General features: G+C 61.6%; 16 protein-coding genes. 3 read left to right on the forward strand and 13 right to left on the reverse strand.

Features of this window, described 5'->3' with window-relative positions; all coding sequences use genetic code 11:
* Positions 1-27: 27 nt before the first annotated feature.
* Complete coding sequence (locus AC1D2N_RS20480) at positions 28-861, forward strand: SDR family NAD(P)-dependent oxidoreductase (protein WP_018241740.1); 834 nt, start codon at positions 28-30, stop codon at positions 859-861.
* Here AC1D2N_RS20480 and AC1D2N_RS20485 read toward each other — a convergent pair whose 3' ends face one another.
* From AC1D2N_RS20485 to AC1D2N_RS20505, 5 genes are all read right to left on the reverse strand, one after another.
* On the reverse strand, positions 862-2,121 hold the full coding sequence (locus AC1D2N_RS20485) for an SAM-dependent methyltransferase (RefSeq protein ID WP_018241741.1): 1,260 nt from the start codon (positions 2,119-2,121) through the stop codon (positions 862-864). It abuts the gene before it with no gap.
* Between the two features lie 93 nt (positions 2,122-2,214).
* Positions 2,215-3,069, reverse strand: coding sequence for a DUF1365 domain-containing protein (locus AC1D2N_RS20490; protein ID WP_018445694.1), 855 nt, complete (start codon positions 3,067-3,069; stop codon positions 2,215-2,217).
* Positions 3,066-4,397 carry an NAD(P)/FAD-dependent oxidoreductase gene (locus tag AC1D2N_RS20495; protein ID WP_130652245.1) on the reverse strand — a complete coding sequence of 444 codons (1,332 nt, stop codon included), beginning with the start codon at positions 4,395-4,397 and terminating at the stop codon, positions 3,066-3,068. The genes AC1D2N_RS20490 and AC1D2N_RS20495 overlap by 4 nt, the downstream gene beginning before the upstream one ends.
* Complete coding sequence (locus AC1D2N_RS20500) at positions 4,394-5,845, reverse strand: cryptochrome/photolyase family protein (RefSeq protein ID WP_130652246.1); 1,452 nt, start codon at positions 5,843-5,845, stop codon at positions 4,394-4,396. Before AC1D2N_RS20500 ends, AC1D2N_RS20495 begins: the two co-directional genes overlap by 4 nt.
* Before the next feature lie 151 nt (positions 5,846-5,996).
* Positions 5,997-6,323, reverse strand: coding sequence for a hypothetical protein (locus AC1D2N_RS20505; protein WP_018241745.1), 327 nt, complete (start codon positions 6,321-6,323; stop codon positions 5,997-5,999).
* 213 nt (positions 6,324-6,536) lie between these two features.
* On the opposite strand from AC1D2N_RS20505, the gene AC1D2N_RS20510 reads away from it, so the two are divergent.
* Both AC1D2N_RS20510 and AC1D2N_RS20515 read left to right on the forward strand, forming a co-directional pair.
* Positions 6,537-6,854, forward strand: coding sequence for a hypothetical protein (locus AC1D2N_RS20510; protein ID WP_028732150.1), 318 nt, complete (start codon positions 6,537-6,539; stop codon positions 6,852-6,854).
* A gap of 118 nt (positions 6,855-6,972) precedes the next feature.
* Positions 6,973-7,650: an HAD family hydrolase gene (locus AC1D2N_RS20515; protein WP_018241746.1), complete on the forward strand. Its 678-nt coding sequence runs from the start codon at positions 6,973-6,975 to the stop codon at positions 7,648-7,650.
* Positions 7,651-7,687: 37 nt separating this feature from the next.
* Here the strand turns inward: AC1D2N_RS20515 and AC1D2N_RS20520 are convergent, their stop codons facing one another.
* From AC1D2N_RS20520 to AC1D2N_RS20555, 8 genes are all read right to left on the reverse strand, one after another.
* The gene (locus AC1D2N_RS20520; RefSeq protein ID WP_130652247.1) at positions 7,688-10,345 is read right to left on the reverse strand and encodes a nitrate reductase; all 2,658 of its coding nucleotides are present in this window, start codon (positions 10,343-10,345) and stop codon (positions 7,688-7,690) included.
* The gene (gene nirD / locus AC1D2N_RS20525; protein WP_018073330.1) at positions 10,346-10,681 is read right to left on the reverse strand and encodes a nitrite reductase small subunit NirD; all 336 of its coding nucleotides are present in this window, start codon (positions 10,679-10,681) and stop codon (positions 10,346-10,348) included.
* 4 nt (positions 10,682-10,685) lie between these two features.
* Entirely contained in the window at positions 10,686-13,136 is a 2,451-nt protein-coding gene (nirB, locus tag AC1D2N_RS20530) for a nitrite reductase large subunit NirB (RefSeq protein WP_064251202.1), read from the reverse strand.
* Between the two features lie 16 nt (positions 13,137-13,152).
* Positions 13,153-14,421, reverse strand: coding sequence for an MFS transporter (locus tag AC1D2N_RS20535; RefSeq protein ID WP_028732146.1), 1,269 nt, complete (start codon positions 14,419-14,421; stop codon positions 13,153-13,155).
* A 481-nt stretch (positions 14,422-14,902) separates the two neighbouring features.
* The gene (locus tag AC1D2N_RS20540; protein ID WP_197728243.1) at positions 14,903-16,183 is read right to left on the reverse strand and encodes a CmpA/NrtA family ABC transporter substrate-binding protein; all 1,281 of its coding nucleotides are present in this window, start codon (positions 16,181-16,183) and stop codon (positions 14,903-14,905) included.
* 34 nt (positions 16,184-16,217) lie between these two features.
* Entirely contained in the window at positions 16,218-16,805 is a 588-nt protein-coding gene (locus tag AC1D2N_RS20545; RefSeq protein WP_018241751.1) for an ANTAR domain-containing response regulator, read from the reverse strand.
* Between the two features lie 134 nt (positions 16,806-16,939).
* Positions 16,940-17,569: a glutathione S-transferase family protein gene (locus AC1D2N_RS20550; RefSeq protein WP_130652248.1), complete on the reverse strand. Its 630-nt coding sequence runs from the start codon at positions 17,567-17,569 to the stop codon at positions 16,940-16,942.
* Positions 17,570-17,576: 7 nt separating this feature from the next.
* Complete coding sequence (locus AC1D2N_RS20555; protein WP_018481244.1) at positions 17,577-17,942, reverse strand: ArsR/SmtB family transcription factor; 366 nt, start codon at positions 17,940-17,942, stop codon at positions 17,577-17,579.
* Positions 17,943-17,965: the final 23 nt, after the last annotated feature.

Raw genomic sequence — 17,965 nt, forward strand, 5'->3', positions numbered from 1 at the left:
TGATCAGGCGGCCCGGAGGAACATGTCATGCGTGATTTCATTGCCCATCCCGAACATGGAATCGTCTGGATTTCAGGCGCGAGTTCAGGCATTGGCCGGGCGCTTGCGTTAAAGCTCGCCGCCGAAGGATACAAGGTCGCCGTCACCGCCAGAAGTCACGAAAAGCTGGTGGAGCTGCAGACCGAAGCCCGCGGCCTTTCCGGCAGCATTGTCGTTCTCGACGGCGACGTCACCGATGCAGAGGACATGGAACATGTCATGGCCTCCATCGAATATGAGCACGGGACGCTCGCCATGGCGATCCTCAATGCCGGCGTCTATCTGCCGGTCCACGCCGAAGACCTGAACCGCAGCGATTTCGAAAAGAGCTTTGCCGTCAATCTTTCCGGCGTCGTCAACTGTCTGTTGCCCGCGATCCGCCATATGAAGGCGAAAGGGCAGGGACAGATCGCCATCGTTTCCTCCGTCACCGGCTATGGCGGCTTGCCGACAGGGGCTGCCTATGGCGCCACCAAGGCGGCGCTGATCAATATGGCCGAAAGCCTGAAATTCGATCTCGACAAGATGGGCATCCGCATCCAGCTCGTCAGCCCGGGCTTCGTCGATACGCCGGCGACGAGGAAAAATGCCTTTCCGATGCCGGCCCTGGTATCGGTCGAGGAAGCCGCCCGGGAGATTGCTGCCGGATTGAAATCGCAGGCCTTCGAGATCACTTTCCCGAAGCGCTTCACCACCATGCTGAAGCTCGCCCGCCTGCTCCCTTATGGCGCTTATTTCACGCTGGTGAACCGCGTGACCGGCTGGCGGGAGCGGCCGCCATTGCCTGGTCACCATCCGGTGACGCCGCATGCGGCGGAATGATCAACGACGCGAAAACACGACCTGACGGACATCGATATTGCGAGCGCGGAAGCCGGCCTCGCAATAGAACAGATAGAATTCCCAGAGCCGTTTGAAGCGCTCGTCGAAGCCCATCGGGCGAATGCGCTCCCAGACCGACCAAAAACGCTCGCGCCATTCGGCAAGCGTGCGGGCGTAGTCGAGCCCGAAGCCGAAGTCCTTGACCAGCGACAGATCGACCTTGCCGGCAAGTTCGGCCAGATGGTTGCGCGTCGGCAGCATGCCGCCTGGAAAGACATATTTCTGGATGAAATCAGGGTTGCTGCGATACTGGTCGAAGGATTCCGGCCGGATGGTGATGATCTGTAGGCCAGCCTTGCCGCCCGGCTTCAGACATTGCCTGAGCTTGGAGAAATAGGACGGCCAGTATTTTTCGCCGACCGCTTCGAACATCTCGATCGAAACGATCCGGTCGTAGAGCCCTGCTTCATCGCGGTAATCCTGGAAGCGGAATTCCACGCGGTCATCGAGGCCGGCCTTGTGGATGCGCTCCTCGGCAAAGGCAAGCTGCTCGCGGCTGATCGTCAGCCCTGTCACCTTGCACTTCAGCTCGCTTGCGGCAAATTCGGCAAAACCGCCCCAGCCGCAGCCGATCTCCAGCACATGGTCGCCGGGCCCGATGCCGGTCGCCTCGGCAAGCGCCCGGTATTTGGCGTTCTGGGCCGATTGCAGATCGTTGGCGCCGGTGGAATAGAGTGCTGAGGAATAGGTCATGCTCGGATCGAGCCATTCCCTGTAGAAATCGTTGCCGAGATCGTAATGGGCGGAAATGTTGCGCTTCGAGCCCGTTTTGGTATTGGTGTTCATCCAATGGCGGACGCGCTCGAAGAGGCGGCCAAGACCGCCCTTGCCATGCGCATAGCTGAACGCGGCCTCGCCATTGACGAGGAAGAGTTCGAGGAAGGCGGCGATATCAGGGCTGTCCCAATCGCCGTCCATATAGGTTTCGGCGACCCCGATCGTGCCGCTCGTCAGCGCCCGATAGGCAAGGTTCCAGTTGTGGAGGCTGAGCGCCGCCTTTGGCCCGGCCTTCTTGCCCTCGACCAGCAGCCTGCGGCCGTCGGGAAGGGTAACGGCAAGCGAACCGTGCTGCATGTGCAGAAGTCCGCGCAGCGCCAGCTTTGCTTTGAAGGGCAGACCCTTCACCATGCGGGACATGTTTTCGGCCGTCAGCGTCACTGCATCACGAGCCAGCAGATTCCAGTCCTGCGCCTTGCTCATTTTTCCTCCTCCAGCATTTTCCTGCCGGTTAGGGACGAAGCACCCTTAATGATACGCGCGGCCGCCCCCCGGCCATTGCATCGAACGCTAATGTCATTCCGCCGCTTCCGCAAGCGGGCGGGGCTGGCGGACGCTGACTTCAGGCGGGGGCGCAGGACGCCGGACGTAGCGCGCGCCCTTCAGCCACAACTTCAACGCTTCCCAATGGATGCCGGCGATGATCTTGAAGGTGAGGAAGGGGATGCGCGCCGTCAACCCCAGCAGCAAGGCGCTGGTCAACGGCACGTGTCGTCCGGAAAATGTCGCCGAGAGCAGCGGTCCTTCATTATCGGTTTCAAGGATGCGCCAGCGGATTTCGGCGCCGGGCGGCAGCATGCGGAAATGATAGCGCGCCGCCATGCCGATGAAGGGTGAGACGTGGAAGAGCTTGTCGCAGCTCTGGCGAAGCCCGCTCTCCGACATCTCGCCATGGCCGACGGGGCAGATATAGCTGTGCCGCTCGCCGAAAGTATTGCGCACCTCATAGATCATCGCGACGACTGCGCCACCGGCATCATAGGCGTGATAGACAGAGAGCGGGTTGAAGACATAGCCGAGAATTCGGGGATAACAGACGAGCAGGATCCTGTCCGCGCGGTCGAGCCCCGCCTTGGCGAGCAGCCGGTCTGCATAGGCACGCAGTGATGTGTCTCTGGTATCGGCATGGTCCCTCTCGTGAAACGAGATGAGATTGGGCCCATTGACGGAAAACAGCACCGATAACCCGCCGGCCTCGTCCAGTCTGTCGAGATCGACAAGCAGAGAAAAGACGCGGTAGCGGAAGCGATGGCCGAACGGTTTCATCCGTTGATGCATGATCTCGCCGACATAGAGTGCTGCGGCGGCATCCGATGGAGCGCCGTTGGCCGCCGCATTCATGCCACGCCTTTTTTTGCCGCGTCCTGTCATGCCGCCACGTCCGGTTGAGGTTCCGAGGTTCGGGCAGTCCGCCACGGTATGATCCCGCCCAGCGCCTCTGCCGCCGCCAAGCCGGAAACCAGTCCATCCTCATGAAATCCGTACCCCGTCCAGGCACCTGCGAAATGGCAATGGTTCTCTCCCTGAATGACGGCGAGCGCCTGCTGTGCGGCCATGGCGTCCGCCGAGAATTGCGGATGTTCATAGGTGAACTCGGCAAACACTTTATGGGAGTCCGGTTCGCGGTCGGGATTGAGGGTCACGAATAGCGGGAATTGATCGTCGATGCCCTGCAGCCGGTTCATCCAGTAAGTCACGGCGACGTCGGCCTTTCCATCTTCACGGCTTGAACGGAGATAGTTCCATGAGGCCCAAACCTTGCGCCGCTGCGGCATCAGCGATTGGTCGCGGTGCAGGACGACGCGGTTCGGCTGGTAGGGGATGGCGGCAAGCAGCCTGCTTTCCCGATCGGTGGCATCGGCGAGCAGGCGGGCTGTCTGATCGCTGTGGCAGGCGAAAATCACCTTATCGAACGGGTGTTCGATCCCCGTCTCGTCGATGATCGTGACGCCGCGCTCGGAGCGGATGACGCTGCGCACGCCGCAGGAAAGTTTCACGCGTTCGCCGAGCGGCCGCAGCAGCCGCTCGAGATAGGTGCGGCTGCCGCCGGTCACTGTGCGCCACTGGTGCTGCCGGCGATAGATCAGCCGGTGATTGTCGAAGAAATTGACGAAATGCTCGGCGGGAAACTGCAGCATGCGGGTTGATGGTGTCGACCAGATCGCCGCCGCCATCGGCACGAGATAGTTGTTGGTGAATCCGGGCGAGAAGCCACGCCAGTCGAGATAATCGCCGATCGAGCGCGAGGCGAGATGGCCGGCGGCGCGATCTTCGAGGCATCTGCGGTTGAAGCGCAGGATCTCGCGGATCATCCATAGAAACGATGGCCGCAGCAGGTTGCGCTTTTGCGCAAAGATCGAGGACAGCCCGCCGCCGCTCCATTCCAGCCTGCCGCGATCCAGCGAGAGCGAAAAGCTCATATCGCTTGCATGTGTCGCGATGCCGAGTTCGGCAAACAGCGCCGTCAGGTTGGGGTAATTCTGTTCGTTATAGACGATGAAGCCGGTATCGACCGCAAATTGAACCCCGTCGTAATCGACGTCGACCGTCGCCGTATGGCCTCCGGCCCGTGCTTGGCTTTCATAAAGCGTGACGTCGTGCACCTGACACAGCGCCCAGGCCGCGGAGGCGCCCGAGATGCCGGAGCCGATGACGGCGATCTTCAGCCGGGGTGGAGCTGGACGGAAGTGCGCGTTCATGCGGCATCCCTCGTGGCATTGTAGGCGGCGAGCGCCCGGTTGCGGGCGAGTGCGTGATCGACGATCGGTTTCGGATAGGTCTGGCCAAGCGCGATGCCGGCCTCGTCGAGCATGCTCCTCGGCGCCTCGAACGGCCGGTGGATGTATTTTGCCCCGAGCTCTCGAAGCTCCGGCACATAGCTCCTGACATAGTTGCCGTCGGGATCGAATTTTTCACCCTGCAGCACCGGATTGAAGATGCGGAAAAACGGCGAGGCGTCAGCTCCCGAGCCCGCCACCCATTGCCAGCTTGCCGCATTGTTGGCGGGATCGGCATCGACAAGCATATCCCGGAACCAGGCTTCGCCCCGGCGCCAGTCGATCATCAGATCCTTGATGAGGAAGGAGGCGACGATCATGCGCACGCGATTGTGCATCCAGCCATGGCGCCAGAGCTGGCGCATGCCGGCATCAATGATCGGATAGCCGGTCATGCCGCGGCGCCACGCCCTGAAATCGTCTTCGTCGTTGCGCCATTCGAAGCCGTCGAAACGCTCGTTCCAGTTGTTCGAGGCAAGACGCGGGAAGTGGAAAAGCAGGTGATAGGAGAATTCGCGCCAGGCGATCTCCTTGCGAAAATGCACGACATCGGCCGCTGCCACCCGTTTCGACAGGCCGCGTGTGGCAGCCCAGATGCGGGCAGGGGAGATCTCGCCGAACGCCAGGTGTGGCGACAGCATCGACGTCGCGGGTCTCGCAGGATAGTCTCGGTTTTCCTTGTAGCCGTCGAGCGCGTCTTCGATGAAGGCACGCAGCTTCTCATGCGCGCCCTCTTCGCCGGGTGTCCAGAGATCGGTAAAATCGCCTGCCCAGTCCGGTTTCGTCGGGAGCAGCTTCCAGCCCTCCAGCGCTTCTGATTTCGGAAGTTGCGACGCAAGCCGCAGTTTTGCCGGCGCCTCCAGTGGCGGCTCCGGTTCGCCGCCGCCCTCCAGCGCGCGCCAGAATGGCGTGTAGACGCGATAGGGCGTGCCGTTGCCGGTCACCAGCCGGGAAGGTTCGTGCAGCAACTGGCCCCCAAAGCTTCTTGCCTCGATCGCCTGCTTTTCCAATTCGTGCTTGATACGGACGTCGATGGAGATGCCGGCTGGATCGTAGCGCTGGTTCCAAAAGACGGCTTCGGCCCCGCTCTCCCTGCTGAAGGCGCGGAGCACTTCGAGCGCCTCGCCGCTTGCCAGCACCAGCCGCCCTTGCCGCTTGCGCAGCGATCTGTCGAGCGCTTCTAGCGAATGATGCAGCCACCAGGCCTGCGCAGCGCCCAGCGGACCGGTGCCTGCTGCCTCCGGCTCGCTTATATAGAGGGGGATGATAGGACGCCCGGAGCGATGGGCGGCATCGAGAGCCCGGTTGTCGTCAAGGCGCAAGTCCTTGCGAAACCAGAGGATAACAGGTTTTGCCGCGTCCTTTGCCAAGAGCCGTCCCCGCGCGTGTTCTTTCAACTGCTACGGATGTACGGAGCGCGCGGATCAAAAGTTTCATCCGGCGGAAAAGCTTTTCATGGCCTCCGCGACATTAAAAAAGGCCGGCGTGAACCGGCCTTTTGTGAGAGCGGCGGTCTGTCGGTTAGTTGTCGTATTCGCGGCAGGCTTCGCTGATCGATGCGCCGCTCTGGCCGCCGCGCGTATCGACGCCGGACATCTGTTGCGGCATGCCGGGGCATTCCATCGTCCTCGGCTGGCCGATGCTCTGTGTCGTCGTCGGATCGACCGGCGAGACGGGTACCGGACGAATGCCGTTGTCATCGTTGGTGTAGTCGGATGAATAGGTACCCGAATTCGGATCAGTCGAGCCGCCATTCGTCGGCCCGATTGGATCGGGGTTCGACTGGGCAAAGGCTGACGATGCCATGCCGATCGCAAGCAGCGAAGCGGCGATAAGGGACTTAGACATGGGATATCCTCCTTGGATTTTCATCTTGGATGACCCAGGGGTAACCGGCTGATGGAATCATTGTTCCGAAATTTGCCGAAAACATGCATTCAAGCCTCGCTGCGTACCCGGCATGGTTATGCGTAAACCTTAACGGGCGATCTCGCTGGATCGGCGCCGGCGCATGTCCTACTTGCATGCGGAGATACTAAAAAACCGTGGCATGAGGCCGCTATGTTCATCTCCTTTCGCGAAGCCGCAGATCTCGGTCTCCAGATCGTACTTGCACTCACCTTGACGCTGAGTGGCATGGTGGTCGCCTCCTACGCCGTCAGGAATGACAGGGCTAAAATTTCCGCGATCGACGTCAGCCGTCCCTCGCTCTGGACCGCCGCTCCGATGCGCGTCGACCCGGCTACGCAAGCCTACCTGCGCGCCGATGCTTCGGCCGCACTGGAACTCGCCGATGGTGCCGATGACCTCTGCCACGACCCGATTGGCCTCCGGCTTTCCTGCGACTTGATCGTCACCTCGGGTACGGCGGCCTTCTAGGCGAAGGCGGTTGGAAGGCGTCACCGCCATCCTCCCGAATGCTTGCAAAACGCCATGATTTGCCGTTTCATCGAGACAGCGACCACCGTTCGACTCTTTCCCTGAAGGATTCAGCCTTTTGTCTATGCCGATGCCCCGCGGCTTCGAGAAGCCCTATGCCGCCTTCCTGTTCGATATGGACGGCACCATCCTCAATTCGATCCATGCGGCCGAGCGTGCATGGAGTGACTGGGCAAGGCGCCATGGGCTCGATGTCGCCACCTTTTTGCCGAAGATGCATGGATCGCGCGGCATTGACACGATCACCCGGCTGAACCTGCCCGGCGTCGATCCCGAACATGAATCAAGACTGGTGACCGAGGCTGAAATCGCCGATGTCAGCGATGTCGTTGCCATTCCCGGCGCCGCGACCTTTCTGAGTTCATTGCCCCCGGATCGCTGGGCGATCGTCACCTCCTCGCCGTTGCGCCTTGCTCACCGGCGACTGGAGGCAGCAGGCTTGCCGGTGCCGAGATTCATGGTGACGGCTGAGGACGTCAAGGTCGGAAAACCCGACCCGCAATGTTATATTCTCGGAGCCGAACGCCTCGGCGTCAGCACCCAGGATTGCCTGGTGTTCGAGGATGTCGCAGCCGGCATCACCGCCGGCGAGGCGGCGGGTGCCGATGTCATGGTCATCACGGCAACACATCACCACAAGATGGAGACGCCGCACCCGACCCTCTCATCCTATGACGAGGTCTCGGTCCGCATCGCCGCCGAACACAGAATGCTGATCGTCCCGAACAGGGCCTGACAATGCTCCGGCTGCGTCCTGCTTGCTTTTGTACGTCTCATTCCGCGGCTGCGGCAAGACAGCGATCGATGATCCCGCCGATTTCGCTACGGCAGGAGCCGCAATTGGTTCCAGCGCTGGTTTCCTTGCCGACCGCTTCGACGCTGTGACATCCGCCGCGCACGGCAGCAGCGATCTGGTTGACCCCGACACTGAAGCAGGAGCAGACGGTTGCGCCCGGATCCGGCCTGCCGGCGCCGGGACGGCCTGCAACGAGCGCAAAGCGTTTCCTGAGGTCGCCATGCGAGGCTGAAAGCTGCGAGATCGCCCAATTGCGTGCGACGGCGACGGGCTCGCGGGCGAGAAACAGCGCGGCAAGCAGGACCTCGCCATCGAAGAAGGCGAGCCTGAGGTCGCCGGATTGCCGGTCAGCATAACCAAGCGGTTCGATCTCTGTCGGAATGGCGAAAACCGCGCGGCACCAGGCCGTCCAGTCTTCGACGTTTTCGCCGAAAGCAAGCTCCAGCCGCCAGCCGCCGGCGGCTTTTGCCAGTGCCCAATAGGCCGCGTCAGGCGTGGCGGGTTTTGTGGCGGAGACGGCGAAGCCGTAATGGGTGGCGCGAAACGGCCGGACGGCGACGGCAACGTTCTTCGATGCGGGCTGACCTGAAATGGGATCGGTGATCGGCGCGACCACGGCATCGATCCGTGCTCTTGCGGCGAACTGGTCGTTCCAGTGCATCGGCGCAAAGATGCCGCCGCGCGCCTGGCGATCGGCCACCAGCGCCCTGACGATTGCCTTGCCGTGCGGGCTGTCGATCTCGACGAGGCCCGCGCTTGATATACCGGTCTCGATCGCGTCGCGCGGATGGATTTCCGCAAAAGGTTCGGCGATATGGGCAGAAAGCCGCGCGCTCTTTCCGGTTCGAGTCATCGTGTGCCATTGGTCGCGGATGCGCCCGGTATTCAGCGTGAAGGGGTACTCGGCATTGGTGCGATCGGTTGCGGGCGGTTTGACCGCGACGAAGCGCGCCTTGCCATCGGGATGGAAGAAACCGCCCTCGGCAAAGAAGCGGGTGACGCTGGGTGCGGTCCCTGCGGCGTGCGGCCACTGAAAGGGCAACAGCTCCTCATAGGCGCCGCCGCTCATGCCGGCGCGCGCGCCGATGTCGAAATCGCGGCTGCCGTTATTTTCGAAGGCCGAAAGCGCGGCATGCTCCGCAAAGATTGCGTCCGGCGCATCAAAATCGAAGGCGCCAGCAAATCCCATGCGGCGCCCGACCTCCGCAAGCTGCCACCAGTCGGCCCTTGCATCGCCGGGGTTGTCGAGAAACGGCCGTTGCCTTGAAATGCGCCGTTCGGAATTGGTGACGGTGCCATCCTTCTCGCCCCAGCCGAGCGAGGGCAGAAGCACATCTGCGTGCCGGGTCGTGTCCGTCTCTTTCAGGATGTCCGACACGACGACGAAGGGACAGGCGGCGATTGCGCTTTCGACGCTGTCGGCATCCGGCATCGAGACGACGGGATTGGTCGCCATGATCCAGAGCGCCTTGATGCGCCCGTCGGCCACGGCGCGGAACATGTCGACTGCCTTCAGGCCGGGCCTTGCGGCGATGACGGGCGAGTTCCAGAAGCGCTGCACGCGATCCCGATCGTCGGCATTCTCGATCGCCATATGGGCGGCAAGCATATTGGCGAGACCGCCGACCTCGCGCCCGCCCATGGCGTTCGGCTGGCCGGTCAGCGAGAACGGTCCCATGCCGGGACGGCCAATGCGACCGGTCGCCAGGTGGCAGTTGAGGATTGCATTGACCTTGTCGGAGCCGGAGGAGGATTGGTTGACGCCCTGGCTGTAGCAGGTCACGACCTTCGGCGTCGTCTCGAATAGGCGGAAGAACTCCCTGATCTGCATGGCCGGCAGGCCAGTCCGTTCCAGGAGATCGTTGATATCAAGCGCTGCCGCCGCCGCAAAAGCTTCGGCGAAACCTTCGGTATGCGCGCCGATGTAATTCTGGTCGATTGCCGGACTTGTCGCGAGATGGGCAAGCAGTCCCATGAACAGCGCGACGTCGCCGTCCGGACGGATGGCGAGGTGCAGGTCGGCAATATCGCAGGTCATCGTCCGGCGCGGATCGATGACGACGATCCGCATGTTTGGCCGCGCCGTCTTTGCGGCGGCAAGCCGCTGGTAGATGACGGGATGACACCAGGCAAGATTGGAGCCGGTCAGGATCACCAGATCCGCAAGCTCGATATCCTCATAGGTCCCAGGCACCGTATCGGCGCCGAAGGCGCGGCGATGCCCCGCCACGGAGGAGGACATGCAGAGCCTTGAATTGGTGTCGATATTGCCGGAACCGATGAAGCCCTTCATCAGCTTGTTGGCAACGTAGTAATCCTCGGTCAGCAACTGGCCCGAGACGTAGAAGGCAACCGAATCCGGCCCGTGTTCGGCGATCGTTTCAGAAAAACGCCGGGCGACCAGATCAAGCGCTTCGTCCCAGCCGCTCCGTTCGCCTCCGATCTCGGGGTAGAGAAGCCGGCCATCGAGGTCGATGGTTTCGGCAAGGGCAGAACCCTTCGAGCAGAGCCGCCCGAAATTCGACGGATGCTCGGGATCTCCTTTGACGCTGATTGCGCCGGCCTCGTCGATCGTGGCGAGAACGCCGCAGCCGACGCCGCAATAGGGACAGGTGGTTTTGACCTCAGCCGCCATCTATTCCGCCGCCATCATCAGGCTTTCCAAGGCGATGAACAGCCGGCCGTCTTCGTTCAGCACCGGTATCGTCCGGACCTCGCCTTCGTCGGCGCCGAGCGCCTTGCCTGTTTCCAGCGAGATCACCCAGTTGTGCAGCGGGCAGGTGACTGACTTGGCGTGGACGATGCCCTGGGAGAGCGGGCCGCCCTTGTGCGGGCAGTGATCCTCGATGGCGAAGACCTCGTTTTCGGCCGTGCGGAAGACGGCAATCTTGCCCTGCGGCGTCTTCACGCAGCGCGCACCGCGTAGCGGGATATCGGAGATGTCACCGATTGCGATCCAGTTCATGTCCATCTCCTTATTCTGCAGCCTGCGGATAGCCGATCGTCGCCATCGGCTTGAACTCGTGCTTGTCCTTGCCGGAAACACGCTCCGACCAGGGGTCGACCTGGGCAAATTTTTGGCTGAAGACGAAGCGTTCGTAATAGGCTTTGCGCTTTTCGGCATCGCCCATGATCTGGCGGCGGATTTCCTCCAGGCCGACGCGCTTGGCCCACTTGTAGATCCGCTCGAGATAGCGGGCCTGCTCGCGGTACATCTGCGTCAGTGCCACGATATGCTCCAGCGCCTCGTCCTCGGTCCGGACAAGCCCAAGGACCTCCGTGCCCTTGATGTCGAGCCCGGCTGCACCGGCGAAATGGATCTCGAAACCGGAATCCACGCAGATCACGCCGATGTCCTTGCAGGTTGCTTCCGCGCAGTTGCGCGGGCAGCCGGACACGGCCATCTTCAGTTTGGCCGGCGTCCAGGAGCCCCACATGAACCTCTCGATGCGGATGCCGAGACCGGTGGAATCCTGCGTGCCGAAGCGACACCAATCAGAGCCGACGCAGGTCTTCACCGTGCGCAGACCCTTGGCATAGGCTTGGCCGGAGACGAAGCCGGCTTTGCCGAGATCGGCCCAGACGGCGGGCAGGTCTTCCTTCTCGATGCCGAGCAGGTCGATGCGCTGGCCGCCGGTGACCTTTACCATCGGGATTTCGAACTTATCGACGACATCGGCGATGGCGCGCAGCTCGTTCGAATTGGTGACGCCGCCCCACATCCGCGGAACGACGGAGTAGGTGCCGTCCTTCTGGATGTTGGCGTGCACGCGCTCATTGATGAAGCGCGACTGGTAGTCGTCGGCATATTCGTCGGGCCAGTCGCAGACCAGGTAGTAGTTGAGCGCCGGCCGACATTTGGCGCAGCCGCAGGAAGTCTTCCATTCGAGCTCCTGCATGACGGCAGGGATGCTCTTCAGACCCTTCGCCTTGATCAAGCGGCGGACATCGTCATGGCCGAGTTCGGTGCAGGTGCACATCGGCTGGACCGCAGCCGGGTTGTAGCTGTCGCCGAGCGTCAGTGCCATGAGTTGTTCGACGAGGCCGGTGCAGGAGCCGCACGAGGCGGATGCCTTGGTATGGGCGCGCACGTCATCGAGCGACGTCAGCCCTTTGCCCGAAATCGTCGAGGTGATTTTGCCTTTGCATACGCCGTTGCAGCCACAGATCTCCGCGTCATCCGGCAAGGCTGCAACGGCCGCCATAGGGTCCAGCGGCGACCCTCCCTGATAGGCCTGTCCGAAGATCAGCGTCTCGCGCATCTCCGAAATATCGGTTGCCTTCTTCTTCAGGTCATTGAACCAGGCACCATCGGCGGTTTCGCCGTAAAGCACGGTGCCGATGATCTTATTGTCCTTCAGCACCAGACGCTTGTAGACGCCGGCTGAAGCATCGCGCAGCACGATCTCCTCGCGGTCGTCGCCGTCGGCGAAGTCGCCGAGTGAATAAAGCTCGATGCCGGTGACCTTGAGCTTGGTCGGCGTATCCGCGTGAACGAAGGCGGGCGAGCGATCGCCGGAGAGATGCGCGGCGGCGATGCGGGCCATTTCATAGAGCGGCGCAACGAGGCCGTAGACCATGCCGCCGACCTCGGCGCATTCGCCGAGCGCAAGAATATCGCCGTCCGAGGTCTGCATGCCGGCATCGACGACGATGCCGCGATTGACCGCAATGCCGGCGTCCTTCGCCAGGCCGACACTCGGACGAATGCCGACGGCCATGACGACCAGTGTTGCCGGGATGATGCGGCCGTCGTCAAGCTCGATGCCCTCGACTTTGCCGTTGCCGACGATCGCCTTGGTATTGGCCTTGCAGATGACCTTGATGCCGCGTTCCTCGACCGCCTTCTGCAGCAAGTAGCCGGCGGCGGGGTCGAGCTGGCGCTCCATCAGCGTCGGCATGACATGCAGCACGGTGACGTCCATGCCGCGCTGGGCAAGGCCGGCGGCGGCTTCCAGGCCAAGCAGACCGCCGCCGATGACGACGGCCTTTTCGCGCGACTGAGCGGCAAGCAGCATCGCCTGCACGTCGTCGAGATCGCGATAGGTGATGACGCCGGGCAGATCCTTGCCGGGAACGGGAATGATGAAGGGCACGGACCCGGTTGCGATCACCAGCTTGTCGTAGCTTTCGGTGACGCCGTGGTCGGAGGTGACGGTCTTGGCGGCGCGATCGATGTTGACGATCTTGTGGCCCTTGTAGAGCATGATGCCATGCTTGATATACCAGCCGTCGCCGTGAATGATGATCTGTTCGTAGTCCTTTTCTCCTGAGAGAACCGGCGACAGCATGATGCGGTCGTAATTAACGCGCGGCTCGGCATTGAAGATCGTAACTTCATAGCGACCCGGCGCCTGCTCGAAGAGGTGCTCCAGCATGCGCCCGGGCGCCATGCCATTGCCGATGATGACAAGTTTTTCGGTCATATTTCCAGGTCCTTGATCAGGTTGCAGCCAGGGGCGCCGAGTGCCCTTGGCGCGACAGTTGCTTGACGGACAGGTGCATCCAGATGAGAGAGATCACGACGATCGCGAAGAGCAGCAGGAAACAGCTGGACCAAAGGCCGGTCATGTCCTTGAGGAGGCCAAAGGCGATCGGAAGGATGAAGCCGCCAAGGCCGCCCATCATCCCGACGATGCCGCCGACTGCGCCTACGTTTTCTGGGTAGTAGGCCGGAATGTGCTTGTAGACGGCAGCTTTGCCGAGGCTCATGAAGAACCCGAGCACGAAGATGACGACGATGAAGATGACGGGGGTGATACCGAAGGCCGGACCTGTCCCGGCCCCAGAAGCAGCCGGCAGCGAAAGGATGAGGGTGGCCACGGCCGATACGGCGAGCATCGTATACATCACGCTGCGCGCGCCCTTCTTGTCCGACAGCACGCCACCGAAGGCGCGGAAGATGCTGCCCGGGATGGAGTAGGCGGCCGCGATCATGCCGGCGGTTTCCAGGTGGAAACCGTAGACGCCGACCAGATAGCGCGGCAGCCACAGCGACAGGGCGACGAAACCGCCGAAGGCGAAGAAATAGTAAAGCGAGAAGCGCCAGACCTGGACGTTCTGCAGCGGCGCGAATTCCTCGGCAAAACTCTTGGTGGCGACGCGGCGTTCGCGGCGGAGACGGTAGGCCGGATCATCGGTCGTGGTGAACCAGAAGACGATTGCCATCAGTGCCAGACAGACGGCCCAGATCTCGGCAACCGCCTGCCAGCCCCATGCGAGCAACACGAAAGGCGCAGCGAATTTGGTCACAGCCGCGCCGACATTGCCGGCACCGAAGATGCCGAGCGCGGTTCCCTGCTTCTCAGCCGGGAAGAAAGGCGAGACATAGGCGACACCGACCGCGAAGGAGCCGCCGGCCAGGCCGACGCCAAGGCCGGCGATCAACATCTGCGTATAAGTCTGGGCGTAGGAGAGCAGGAAAGTCGCCAATGCGGCGGCCAGCATGGTGAGCGTGTAAACGAGACGGCCACCGTAGCGCCCCGTCCAGATGCCAAGGACGATGCGCACGAGCGAGCCGGTCAGCACGGGGGTGCCGACCAGCAATCCGAACTCGGCCTCGTTCAGCCCGAGATCCTGCTTGATGCGAATGCCGATGATCGCGAAGATCGTCCACACGGCAAAACAGAGGGTGAAGGCTACAGTGGAGATCCACAATGCTTTGGCTGGTTCGCCGGCCGACATGGGCTGTGCTTTCTCGATGACAGACATAACTTCTCCGGGGCCCGACAAGGTCGTGCCGATCCATCGCTGAGGGTTAAAACAAAAAGCCGCTGGTCAGGACGCGCATACACGAGGTGCGCGAAATTTCCTGATCAGCGGCTTTGCTGGTGGCGCCCGCCGTTGGACGCCGAATTCTTGGGCCTTCTAGCCCTGTTGCCTGGAAGCAATCCGTATGCCGGCTTGCTCAAGCTTAGATTACATCTTCGATCTGAAGGGGTAACCTCTGTGTCTCCTATGAGCGCCTATCGCGCGCTCATTCTGCGCTGATCGCCATTGACCGGTGCAATAATCACAATGCAAACCGCGTGCCAGTTTGTTGTCACTTGTGCAAGCTGTTGAATGTAAATCATATTATTCAAAAATCTGACGGATGCATGTTTTTCAGGCCGCCATCAGTCGTGCAAATCTTTTGTGCGCTTGTTGTGAGACAGGCAGATCCTTGCTGGCGTTTTGTGCAGGCCGGCGTCAATCAGGCCTCGTCGTCGGACATGAAGGGCAGGGCGCTTTTAACGGCAAAGCCTGCGACATAATCAGGCAACCTAGCCGGGTCGAAGACGTGGCCGTCCATGAAGCGGTCGCCCTCGTCGCCGCCTTCGATGCGGATATCGGCATCGTCGGGTGCGTTGCCGTCGCCGAGAGCCCTCCGGTAGAGATCCGGGCGGTAAGCGGATGCTGCGGCCCTTGCCATGTTAAGGCTGACCTCGGCCTGTCCCCAGCGGATCATCTGGCTGTAAATCCACAGCGCATGGCTTGGCCGGGGATAATTGGCGAAGCCGGAATGGAACATGAAATAATCGGTGATGATGCGGCGGTTACCTTTTGCGTCGAGGCTGAATTCGCCGGCGAGCACACGGCGAATAATCTCGACGGGGGCAGCGATATAGCGCGGGTCGGCAAGAGCTGCCGCCAGCGCGTCGTGATTTTCCGGCCGGTCGCACCAGCGGGCTGCCGCGTCGAGGGCCACGATCAGCCGGGAAACGGTTTCCGGATGGCTTTCCGCCCAGTCCGGCCGCATGCCGATGACCTTTTCCGGTGCCGACGGCCAGATATCCTGTTTGGCGGCGACGATGCGGCCGACGCCGCGCTCCGAAGCGACCATGTTCCACGGCGCACCGACGCAGAAACCGTCGATCGCACCGGCTGCCAGCGCATCCGAAGTCATGGGCGGCGGCACGACCACGAGCTTGACGTCCTTGTCGGGATCGATGCCGCCGGCCGCCAGCCAGTAGCGGAATTCGTAATTGTGCGAGGAGAAGGGATAGGTGACCCCGAAAGTCGGCAGCGGCTCGCCGCGGGCCTTCATTGCCGCCAATGTTTTTGCCAGGGCGCGGGCATTGTCGAGCGTGCTTGCCGTTTCCGGCAATCCCACGTCATTCCGCATCCTGTCGAAGAGCCGCGTCGACAGTGTGATCGCGTTGCCGCCGCGCCCCAGCGAAAATGGTGTGATCGTCGGTGAGGGATTGGAGCCGAGGCCGAGCATGGAGGCGACGGGCATCGGCGACAGCATGTGGGCAATGTCGAACTGGCGGAATGCCAGGCGGTCACGCACATTCGCCCAGGAGACGTCCTTGACGAGATCGAGCGTCAGGCCTTCCTTCCGCGCGAAGCCGAATTCTGCGGCGGCAATCAGCACCGATGCATCGACGAGCGGAATGAAACCGGCCCGCAGTACTTTCGGTCCTTCGTTGTTCACCCGCACGGGCGAGGGCAGCTCGCCGCCGGAGTTGGAGGTCGTTGTCATCATATCCACTCCGGTTTCCTCCGGAAATTCATCAGGTCGGCCATTACATCAACAGCCCAGCGGCAGTGACGACGCTCTGGGCGATTTCCGACATCTTCTTCTTTTCGTTCATCGCTGTCTGGCGCAGCAGGGCGAAAGCCTCTTCCTCCGACAGGCCGCGCATCTTCATCAATATGCCCTTGGCGCGCTCGACCAGCTTGCGTTCCTCCAGCGCGGAGCGGGCATCGGCAAGCTCTCGCCGTAGCCGGTTGAAGGCATTGAAGCGGCTGACGGCCATGTCGAGGATCGGTTTGACGCGTTCCTTCTTCAATCCGTCGACGATATAGGCCGAGACGCCCGCATCGACGGCAGCCTCGATCGAGGCCGTGTCGGAGCGATCGACGAACATGGCGATCGGGCGGCTGACGGTGCGCGTCAGCTGGAACAAGTGCTCCATCATGTCGCGGTTAGGATTTTCGATATCGATGATGATCACGTCGGGCATCAGCGTTTCGATGATTCGCGCGATGCCGTTGACCTCGTGGACCACGGTGACGCGCACATGCCCTGCCTCGCGCAGGCCTTCTTCGATGATGGAGGCGCGAATGGCATTTTCGTCGATCACCAGAATTGTCAGATCGAGATGCGTCATTGCTATATTCATGACGCAGTGCAGCAAATTTAGCAAGGCGTCCGCCTGAAAAATGTGCAAAAATAGGTGTGCGCAAAAAATAATCAAATTGCCGAAATTTCGGGCGGGATCAATACGCCACGTCGGCAAGGTCTTCAGGGCTGCGGTATTTCGGATGTGAAATGGGGAACGTCATAGCCGCGCTTGACCTGTGGCCGCGCCGCAAGCCCGAGATACCATCGCTTGACGTTCGGGAATGCATTCAGGTCGATCTCGTGGCGCTTAAAACGGGAAACCCAGGGCCAGACTGCCATGTCGGCGATGGAATAGTCGTCGACGAGATAGTCGCGGTCTGCGAGCCGCACGTTCAGCGTTTCATAGAGGCGGCGAGTGTCCCTGCGAAAGAGATCCTCTGCGAACGGCGCTTGGCCTGCATTATAGGTCAGGAAATAATGGGCGTTGCCGAGCGTCGGCCCGAAGCCGCCCATCTGCCACATCAGCCATTCGATCGTGTGATGCCGGGCGGCACCCTGCAGGGGCAGGAAGCGGCCGGTCTTCTCGGCGAGGTAGAGCAGGATGGCGCCGGATTCGGCAAGCGTGATGCCGGTCTCGTGATCGATGATAACAGGAATCTTGCCGCCCGGATTGATGGCGAGATAGTCCTGCTGGAATTGATCGCCCTTGGTGATGTCGACCGTGTGGGGACGATAGTGGAGGCCGAACTCTTCGAGCGCGATGGATACTTTGAGCCCGTTCGGCGTGGTCCAGGTATAGAGGTCGATCATTGGGGGTTCAATCGAACATCATTTCGTCGACCGGCAGCTTCGTCATTCCGAAGCGCCCGGTGACATCGTCGAGGCCAGAGAACATGTCCCGCAGAGTTTGCACAATCGTCTCGACGCGGGGGTCAATGACGCGATAGACGATCGCTTTGCCATCGCGGCGTCCTTCGATCACGCCGGCCTCGCGAAGCTCGCTCAATTGCTGGGAAAGCGTCGGCTGGCGGATACCGAGTTCGTCCTCCATCGCCGAGACCGAGGCTTCTGTCTCCATGAGATAGCAGACAATCGCCAGGCGGTTGGCGTTGGCGATCAGCTTCAGCAATTCGCTTGCTGCGCCGACATCGCGGCAGACTCTGGAGGAAACGGGCTTCGTCAAAGGTGTCGTCCTTGAAGGTTCTA

This window comes from Rhizobium sp. P1_B8, from assembly GCF_056406515.1.

Bases quoted from the DNA above. Each gene is read 5' to 3' on its own strand.
- AC1D2N_RS20480 (WP_018241740.1), top strand. From the start codon at position 28: ATGCGTGATTTCATTGCCCATCCCGAACATGGAATCGTCTGGATTTCA.
- AC1D2N_RS20485 (WP_018241741.1), bottom strand. From the start codon at position 2,121: ATGAGCAAGGCGCAGGACTGGAATCTGCTGGCTCGTGATGCAGTGACG.
- AC1D2N_RS20490 (WP_018445694.1), bottom strand. From the start codon at position 3,069: ATGACAGGACGCGGCAAAAAAAGGCGTGGCATGAATGCGGCGGCCAAC.
- AC1D2N_RS20495 (WP_130652245.1), bottom strand. From the start codon at position 4,397: ATGAACGCGCACTTCCGTCCAGCTCCACCCCGGCTGAAGATCGCCGTC.
- AC1D2N_RS20505 (WP_018241745.1), bottom strand. From the start codon at position 6,323: ATGTCTAAGTCCCTTATCGCCGCTTCGCTGCTTGCGATCGGCATGGCA.
- AC1D2N_RS20510 (WP_028732150.1), top strand. From the start codon at position 6,537: ATGTTCATCTCCTTTCGCGAAGCCGCAGATCTCGGTCTCCAGATCGTA.
- AC1D2N_RS20520 (WP_130652247.1), bottom strand. From the start codon at position 10,345: ATGGCGGCTGAGGTCAAAACCACCTGTCCCTATTGCGGCGTCGGCTGC.
- nirD (WP_018073330.1), bottom strand. From the start codon at position 10,681: ATGGACATGAACTGGATCGCAATCGGTGACATCTCCGATATCCCGCTA.
- nirB (WP_064251202.1), bottom strand. From the start codon at position 13,136: ATGACCGAAAAACTTGTCATCATCGGCAATGGCATGGCGCCCGGGCGC.
- AC1D2N_RS20535 (WP_028732146.1), bottom strand. From the start codon at position 14,421: ATGTCTGTCATCGAGAAAGCACAGCCCATGTCGGCCGGCGAACCAGCC.
- AC1D2N_RS20545 (WP_018241751.1), bottom strand. From the start codon at position 16,805: ATGACGCATCTCGATCTGACAATTCTGGTGATCGACGAAAATGCCATT.
- AC1D2N_RS20550 (WP_130652248.1), bottom strand. From the start codon at position 17,569: ATGATCGACCTCTATACCTGGACCACGCCGAACGGGCTCAAAGTATCC.